The organism is Blautia sp. HA3515, from assembly GCF_059933065.1.
Genome location: NZ_JAYFUY010000108.1, coordinates 1 through 7,449, shown reverse-complemented (window position 1 = coordinate 7,449; position 7,449 = coordinate 1). Strand labels below are relative to the sequence as shown.

Sequence of the window (7,449 nt, the reverse complement as noted above, 5' to 3'; positions counted from 1 at the left end):
TGATGGGAGTAGATCCTCTCTGGAAAGATATTATTATTGGTGTCATCCTGATCGTAGCCGTATATCTGAATTCAGATACTAAAGGCAGAGATATTATTGTAAAATAATTTTCTTAAAAGAGCAGGAGAAGTCTTTTCTCCTGCTCTTTGTTTCAACAATAGGAAATTACTTCGTGATGCTCCTATTATAAAAACAATGCTCCGCAAGGATGCGGCAGCAGACAGGAAAATACTTTTGATTTTGAGACATCGGAGGAATTGCAATGAAGAAAAAAGTTCGGTTTTGTATCATTTGCGCTATGACAGTATCATTATTTGGAACCGTGCAGGTTCCGGCAGCAGGGAAGGCAAAGGAAGGGCAGGAAGAACAGCAGCAGGATGATTCAGAATCAAAGGCAACTTATCTGTCACAGTTTGATGCAGGTTCCTATGTGGAGCTGGCAGATTACGGTTAGTCCAACGGTGGAGGCCAATGAAGGGGATACCAGCGGGATCGAGAATGATATAGGAGATTACCTGCTCGAGGAGCAGTGCCTTTGTTAAAGAGCTTCCCACTCCTTTTGTGAATCGGAATACTTCCACTTTAAAGGATCAGCTGCAGAATTATGCAGATACGTATAAGATGTCTCTGGCTGATTTTGAAAGAAATATTATGATTCAAGTCTGACAGAGGATACTTATGAAATTGTATCTTCAAAAGCTGGGGGCTGATTACAGTAAAAAGCTGGTTGCCATGCAGGCGATCGCAGGGGATTGCGGAAGATCTTGGTGCCAGATGAAGAACTTAAGGAGCAGATCAAGACACAGGCAGAGGCAGCAGGCTTTTCGGATGTAGATGAATACAAGTCTGCAGCGAAGCTGGATCCGGAAGAATTACGGGAAGTGATGATGAGCACTAAGGTATTTGAATTTCTTGAAGGAAAGGTTACTTTTAATAAAAAGTAAGAGATAGATCTTGAAAATTACAGGACGCTTGTTGTAGATACCAATAGTGTTGAAATAGAAATAATAGAAAAATAGGAGATTAGTTATGAACTATTTCATGGGTATTGATCTGGGAACATCCAGTACAAAAACATTGATCATGATAAAATGGAAAAACAGCGGGGATTGGAAATGCCAGTTACGGGATACAGATCCCGCAGATTTCTTATGCGGAACAGGATCCGCTGGAATGGTGGGAGGCTGTTAAAAAGTCCATTCAAATAGCTTTGCAGGAGGCCGGGGTCCAGGGCCGGGACATAGCTGGGATTTGCTTTCCGGACAGATGCATGGAATGGTCACATGGATGAGAATAAACAGCTGGCATGTAATGCAATCATCCATCTTGATCAGAGAAGCAGCGTAGATCTTAAGGAAATCCGTCTTTTGCCGGGAATCTGATGACAGAGGAGCTTTTGAACCACCCAAGTGCAGGGATGATGATCAGCAGTCTGTACTGGCTGAAAAAGCATCAGAAGGAAACCTATGACAGATCGTTATGTTATGTCTCCCAAGGATTATATCAGCTACCAGCTATCTGGAGAGATTGGTACAGAATACACAGATGCAGGGGCTGCACTGGGGACTTTCTGTAAAGAATTATCATTGGTGCACAGAATTGTTCAAACGTCTGGATCTGAAAGAGGACATCTGGCCACCATATGCATAAAAGCTATGGAATTCCAGGACATATGTGACAGCAAAGGCAGCAGAGGAGACCGGGCTTTCTACCAGCACGAAGGTGATCTGCGGTGCCGGGGACAGTATGGCTGCCCTTACAGGCAATGGGATTATTGAAAAAGGGTTTATTACCTGTAATATCGGGACTTCTTCCCAGCTGGCAGTGGTTGTGGATAAGCCGATTTTTGACCCCAAAATGCGGATCCAGACATGGTGTCATACAGGTTCACAGCGCTGGGTTGTGCAAAGTGGTACGCTGAACGGCGGAAGTGTATTAAGCTGGCTGAGGAATAATATGCTGAAAACGGATCAGAGCTTTGCAAAGCTTGATCAGGAAAACTGGACTTTCTACCCTGCAGGAGCGGACGGTTTATATTTCCTTCCTTATCTGGCTGGTGAGAGGACACCTTACAATGATCCTTATGCAAAAGGTGTTTTCTTTGGATTAAGCATGATGCATCAGCAGGGGCATCTGGTACGCTCTGCTATGGAAGGGATTTTGTTTAATCTGAAAGAATGCCTGTATATCCTGGATGAAATGAAGGTGGACAGATCCAGGCTGATCGCATCCGGAGGGGCTGCAAGAGGAGTGACCTGGAAGCAGATCCAGGCGGATGTGCTCCGATCCCGTGTGTCACAAATGTGAAGGAAGAAGCCTGCCAGGGAGCAGCGATCCTTGCGGCTGTGGGAGTTGGATTTTTTAAAGATATTAAGGAGGGCTGCCAGGCAGCTGTGACCATGAGTCCGGAGGTTGTGGAGCCGAATCCCTGAAAATGTAAAAATCTATAATGAAAAACAGGAGATTTTCCATGATCTGTATTACAGCGTGAAAGAGCTGTATCCACGGTATCCGGTAAAATACTAAGGCATTTTGTGAAACTTAATGTGAAAGGCGGTATATGAGATGATGGATTTATATTCTATCGGAGAAATGGTGATCGATATGATACCTGGAAGCAGACCCTGCCAGTTATCTTCGCAGGGCCGGAGGAGCTCCTGCCAATGTAGCCATTGCAGTTGTGAAAAACGGGTTAAAGGCTTCCCTTACCTGTAAGGTGGGAAATGATGATTTTGGACGTTTTCTCATGGATACACTGAAAGAAAATCAAGTGAAACAGATTGTGCCGGAGCTTACAGATCAGGCGATCACCACGATTGCGTTTGTTACACTTCAGGAGGATGGGGAGCGAACCTTTACTTTCGCCAGAAAGCCAGGGGCAGATATGCTGCTTTCTCCGGATGAAGTAAAAGAATCGGATATTGCAGATTCTGTGATCATACATGCAGGTTCCTGTTCTTTGTCAGCAAGTCCTGTGGCTGAAGCTACGATCAAAGCTTTGAAAACAGGTCATGATCTTGGAAAACTGGTATCCTTTGATGTAAATTACCGCAATCTTATGTGGAATGATGATCAGCAGGCATGTGCAGATGCAGTAAAGGCCATACTTCCGTATGTGGATATCCTTAAGATTTCAGAGGAAGAAGTGGAAATGCTGGGTGGACAGGATCATATTCAGAACCTGATGAAAGAGAACCAGATCGCAATGGTAGTGGAAACCCTGGGCTCTGAGGGAGCTTGTGCGTATCTGGGAGAGGAAGTGATTCGTGTAGCAGGCCGTAAGGTAAAGGCTGTGGATGCTACCGGCGCAGGGGATGCTTTCTGGGGTGCATTTCTTTCTTCTCTCCGTATCCAGGGAGTGGAAAAGAGTACAGACCTGAGTGCACAGATCGTTAGAAATGCCATGGAATATGGTAACATTTCCGGCTGCATTTGTGTACAGAGTAAAGGGGCCATTGATTCCCTGCCAACCAGGGAAACCATCGAAGCTTATATCAGGGAAAATAAATAACAGGATAAATAACAGGACTACAGAACCGGTTTGCAGCTGTTTCGTACCCTCACAGCTACACCGGTTCATCAAATAAATTCAGGAGGGAAACCTTATGTCAGTTTGGGAAGAAAAATGTATTATATCACCGTCCCTGATCTGTCTGGATATGTGCAATCTGGAAAGCCAGATCCGTATCCTTGAGCAGTCAGGGATCCAGGTACTTCATGTGGATATTCTGGACGGTCATTTCAGTCCAAGCATGCCTTTGGGGCTGGATACAGTAAGGCAGCTGCGCCAGAAAACAGACATGTTTTTTGATTGTCATGTGATGGTGGAAAATCAGGACTTTTTTGTAGATGAGCTTCTGGATATAGGAGTGCAGCAGATCGTATTCCATGCAGAGACACAGCCGCATATTGACGGTATGATCAACCGGATCCATGCGAAAGGCGTAAAGGCAGGAATCGCACTGAAGCCGTCCACACCTTTATCTACCGTGGAATATGTATTGGATAAATGTGACAGCGTGCTTTTGATGCTGATCAATCCAGGCTATGCTTTCCTGAAAGGGGAAAAGCAGGTGGCTTATGCAGACAGGAAGATCCGCCAGCTGCGCCAGATGATCAATGAAAGAGGACTTGATACCAAGATCGAGCTGGATGGACGTATTTCACCGGATAATATCCGTACCTATGGAAAGGATCTGGCAGATGTATTTGTAACAGGCACCACCTGCCTGGATCGTAATGATCTTACGGGAAGCCTTGCCAGATTAGAGCAGCTCCGCAGGGAAATCTTATGATGCCAGACTTAAAAGGTCTGGACTAACATATATAAAAGAGAGGGAACAAGATGGGATTCAAAGAGGATTATGAAAAAACCTGTAAAGATGTTTTTGCAGAACTGGAAAAAACCATGGCCAGTATTGATGCAGGGGCACTGGAACAATTGACAGAGGACATTTTAAACGCAGACCAGGTCTTTTTTGTAGGAGTTGGCCGTGTGATGCTGGCACTTCAATGCGTATGCAAAAGGCTGGCACATTTGGGGATCAAAGCCCATTATGTTGGTGAGATCACAGAACCGGCAATTACAAAGAAGGATCTTCTGATCGTTGGCTCAGGGTCCGGCGGCTCGCTTTTCCCGCTTGGAATTGCCAAAAAGGCAAGAAAAACCGTGGATTGCAAGATCGTACATATTGGCTCTAACCCAAACAGTGAGATGAAAGAGATTGCAGATTATATGGTAAGGATCCCGGTACGTACAAAGCTGTATCTGGAAGATGAGATCGATTCCTGCCAGATCATGACTTCCCTGTTTGAACAGTGTTTACTGCTTCTTGGGGATATTCTGGCAAAGATGATCGTGGAAAGCCGCAATATTGATATGAAGGCTCTCTGGCAGTATCATGCAAATCTTGAGTAACCGATCGGTTTCGGGAGGTACAAAATGAAAAAAGAGAACTTAATGAAATATGTAGGCAGCATGCAGCAGGTTGCCTATGTACGTCCTATCACATATACAGAAGGCAGAAGCCATGGACTTTCTGCTTATGAGATCAAAAACGGGTGCATGGAACTGCAGATAATGGCAGATAAAGCCCTGGATGTAAACCAGTTAAGCTATAAAGGGATCAATATTAATTTCCTTTCCAAGCCGGGGCTGCAGGGCAGAAATCAATATGATACAAATGGGGATGAGGCGATCCGGTCTATTATGGGAGGGCTGTTTTTTACCTCCGGTATTGAGAGCATCTGTGCGCCATGTACCATTGATCATGTGGATTATCCTATGCATGGCCGCATGCGTACCACACCTGCAGAGCATCTTGGGGCAGACGCTTATTGGGAAGATGACCAGTACAAGCTGTTGGTAAAAGGTGAAATGCGGGAAGCGGCGCTTTTCGGGGAAAATATGGTTCTTCGCAGAAGTATTTCCACCACCTATGGAAGCAAAACCTTTACTGTTACAGATGAATTTGAAAATGAAGGCTACAGAGATGAACCATTAATGCTTCTGTACCATATTAATATGGGATATCCGTTCCTGGATGAGAATACCAGGTTTTATATCCCTACCGCAAAGGTAACTGCCCGAGATAAAGACGGGGAAGGACACGAAGCAGATTATGATAAAATGGATCCTCCAAAGGACAATGAACCGGAGTATGTATTTATCCATGATATGCAGTCAGATGCAGATGGAGATACCCAGGTCCTGGTGGTGAATGAGCCTCTTGGCATTGGCCTTCGCATTTCCTACAATATGAAATATCTGCCCTACTTTATGGAGTGGAAGTCTACCGCATCCGGAGATTATGTGATCGGTCTGGAGCCTGCCAATTCCAGTGTATACGGCAGACCTTACCATGAGGAAAGGGGTACAGTCCATAAGCTGGCACCTTTTGCAAAAGAAAAGAACGTGTTGAATTTTACGATTCTTGACGGTCAGGCAGAGATCCAGGAAGCAATCCGGGAGTTTCAAAAGATGCAGCAGGGACAGGATCATAAATAAGCTATAAGGCAACGATTCAGCAGGAAGTATCCTGCAAGGCAACGATTTAGCAGAAAAGATCCTGCAAGGTGTTTTGGTATAATTTTGCATAATAAATATTGAAAAGGAGAGATATAACTATGAAACGGTCTGAAATTAATGCAACAATCAAGAAAATGGAAGCTTTATTAGATGAGTGCAGATTTAAACTGCCGCCCTACCTTTATTTTACTCCGGAAGAATGGGCAGATAAAAATCACGAATATGATGAGATCCGTGAGTGTGAGCTTGGCTGGGATGTAACAGATTACGGCGAAGGAAAATTTGATACACTGGGGCTGGCCCTGATCACTATCCGTAACGGAAATATCCACAATCCTAAATATCCGAAAACCTATGCTGAGAAGATCATGATGTGTGACAGCGGACAGGTTTCCCCTATGCATTATCATGAGAATAAAAGAGAGGATATCATCAACCGTGGTGGAAACGATGTTGTCTTTACTTTCTACAATGCAGATCAGTCAAAGGTTCATCGTACAGAGGATGGAAGAAACATTTACGAAAAGGATCTGGTAAATGATGTGCTTATTTACAGAGACGGCCGTCAGTATAAAGTAAAAGCAGGAGAGCCGGTAAGGATCCATAATGGAGAATCCATTACACTGGTACCGTTCCAGTATCATGAATTTGTTATTCCGGAGGGCGGTCCGGCCCTGATTGGAGAGGTTTCTATGGTTAATGACGATCATACAGACAATTTCTTCTATGAGCCACTGGGAAGATTCCCAACCATCGAGGAGGATGAGCCTGCATACAGATTACTTTGCACAGAATATCCTGCTGCAAAAGACTGATAGAAACAAAAAACATAGGGTAAAATAAAAAGCCATCTTTTCTGCTGCTGTGATTGAAACGTTCTTTCAATTGTCAGAACTGTGGTCTGATTTTTGAAATCGGATCATTGGGCAGCGGGAAAGGTGGCTTTCTATCTGTAATCAATATATCAATTATCAGTGACTTATATCAGAATCAGGATTCTGCTGGGAAGCGCCAGCAAAAGGCGATGCTTCCTGAGTTACCTGAGGCTGATCATGTGGCATGGCAGTACTGTCAGAAGGATAGTTGCTATTTGGGGGCTGGTTATTATCAGCATCAGGGGAATTGCTGATATCTTGCTTCTGGTTATCGTCTGAATCAGTAGAATTACTATTTATAGGCTCTTTATTGTGCTCAACAGAACTGCTGCTGTTTTGATTTTTCTTATTATCTGTTATTTTACCAGTATCTTCTGCAGGGCCGGTGTCGCTGCTTTCATGCTGTGGGATTGTTCCGGACACTTCCAGTAAATCTTTAACTTTCAGTCCACCGTACTTTTTTATATCATCAGCCTCTACAGATTCCCCTGAAGAATTGTTTTTATGAACAATTCTTCAGGAGAATGTGTAGAGGCTGATGATATA

At 44.1% G+C, this 7,449-nt stretch carries 13 protein-coding genes; 12 read left to right on the top strand and 1 reads right to left on the bottom strand.

Annotated features, from left to right (window positions below; all coding sequences use genetic code 11):
* The first annotated feature begins 262 nt into the window (after window positions 1-262).
* The 12 genes from R1Y93_RS09395 to R1Y93_RS09340 all read left to right on the top strand — a co-directional run bounded on the left by R1Y93_RS09395 (window position 263) and on the right by R1Y93_RS09340 (window position 6,843).
* Window positions 263-454, top strand: coding sequence for a hypothetical protein (locus R1Y93_RS09395; protein ID WP_500822605.1), 192 nt, complete (start codon window positions 263-265; stop codon window positions 452-454).
* A gap of 313 nt (window positions 455-767) precedes the next feature.
* On the top strand, window positions 768-944 hold the full coding sequence (locus tag R1Y93_RS09390) for a hypothetical protein (protein WP_500822604.1): 177 nt from the start codon (window positions 768-770) through the stop codon (window positions 942-944).
* 85 nt (window positions 945-1,029) lie between these two features.
* Window positions 1,030-1,191, top strand: coding sequence for a hypothetical protein (locus R1Y93_RS09385; RefSeq protein WP_500822603.1), 162 nt, complete (start codon window positions 1,030-1,032; stop codon window positions 1,189-1,191).
* Window positions 1,130-1,291: an FGGY family carbohydrate kinase gene (locus R1Y93_RS09380; RefSeq protein ID WP_500822607.1), complete on the top strand. Its 162-nt coding sequence runs from the start codon at window positions 1,130-1,132 to the stop codon at window positions 1,289-1,291. The genes R1Y93_RS09385 and R1Y93_RS09380 overlap by 62 nt, the downstream gene beginning before the upstream one ends.
* Before the next feature lie 236 nt (window positions 1,292-1,527).
* Entirely contained in the window at window positions 1,528-1,650 is a 123-nt protein-coding gene (locus R1Y93_RS09375; protein WP_500822602.1) for a hypothetical protein, read from the top strand.
* Between the two features lie 24 nt (window positions 1,651-1,674).
* Window positions 1,675-2,307 (top strand): FGGY-family carbohydrate kinase, encoded by a 633-nt coding sequence (locus R1Y93_RS09370; protein ID WP_500822601.1) that lies wholly within the window; start codon window positions 1,675-1,677, stop codon window positions 2,305-2,307.
* Window positions 2,304-2,432 (top strand): hypothetical protein, encoded by a 129-nt coding sequence (locus R1Y93_RS09365; RefSeq protein ID WP_500822600.1) that lies wholly within the window; start codon window positions 2,304-2,306, stop codon window positions 2,430-2,432. The genes R1Y93_RS09370 and R1Y93_RS09365 overlap by 4 nt, the downstream gene beginning before the upstream one ends.
* Before the next feature lie 179 nt (window positions 2,433-2,611).
* A complete protein-coding gene (locus tag R1Y93_RS09360) occupies window positions 2,612-3,511 on the top strand; it encodes a carbohydrate kinase family protein (RefSeq protein WP_500822606.1) in 900 nt (299 codons plus the stop codon).
* A 94-nt stretch (window positions 3,512-3,605) separates the two neighbouring features.
* Complete coding sequence (locus tag R1Y93_RS09355) at window positions 3,606-4,295, top strand: ribulose-phosphate 3-epimerase (protein ID WP_500822599.1); 690 nt, start codon at window positions 3,606-3,608, stop codon at window positions 4,293-4,295.
* 50 nt (window positions 4,296-4,345) lie between these two features.
* Window positions 4,346-4,918 (top strand): phosphoheptose isomerase family protein, encoded by a 573-nt coding sequence (locus R1Y93_RS09350; protein WP_500822598.1) that lies wholly within the window; start codon window positions 4,346-4,348, stop codon window positions 4,916-4,918.
* Window positions 4,919-4,942: 24 nt separating this feature from the next.
* Window positions 4,943-6,007: an aldose 1-epimerase family protein gene (locus tag R1Y93_RS09345; protein WP_500822597.1), complete on the top strand. Its 1,065-nt coding sequence runs from the start codon at window positions 4,943-4,945 to the stop codon at window positions 6,005-6,007.
* 119 nt (window positions 6,008-6,126) lie between these two features.
* Entirely contained in the window at window positions 6,127-6,843 is a 717-nt protein-coding gene (locus R1Y93_RS09340) for a D-lyxose/D-mannose family sugar isomerase (RefSeq protein ID WP_158422389.1), read from the top strand.
* Between the two features lie 156 nt (window positions 6,844-6,999).
* Here the strand turns inward: R1Y93_RS09340 and R1Y93_RS09335 are convergent, their stop codons facing one another.
* A complete protein-coding gene (locus R1Y93_RS09335; RefSeq protein WP_500822596.1) occupies window positions 7,000-7,326 on the bottom strand; it encodes a hypothetical protein in 327 nt (108 codons plus the stop codon).
* Window positions 7,327-7,449 lie beyond the last annotated feature (123 nt).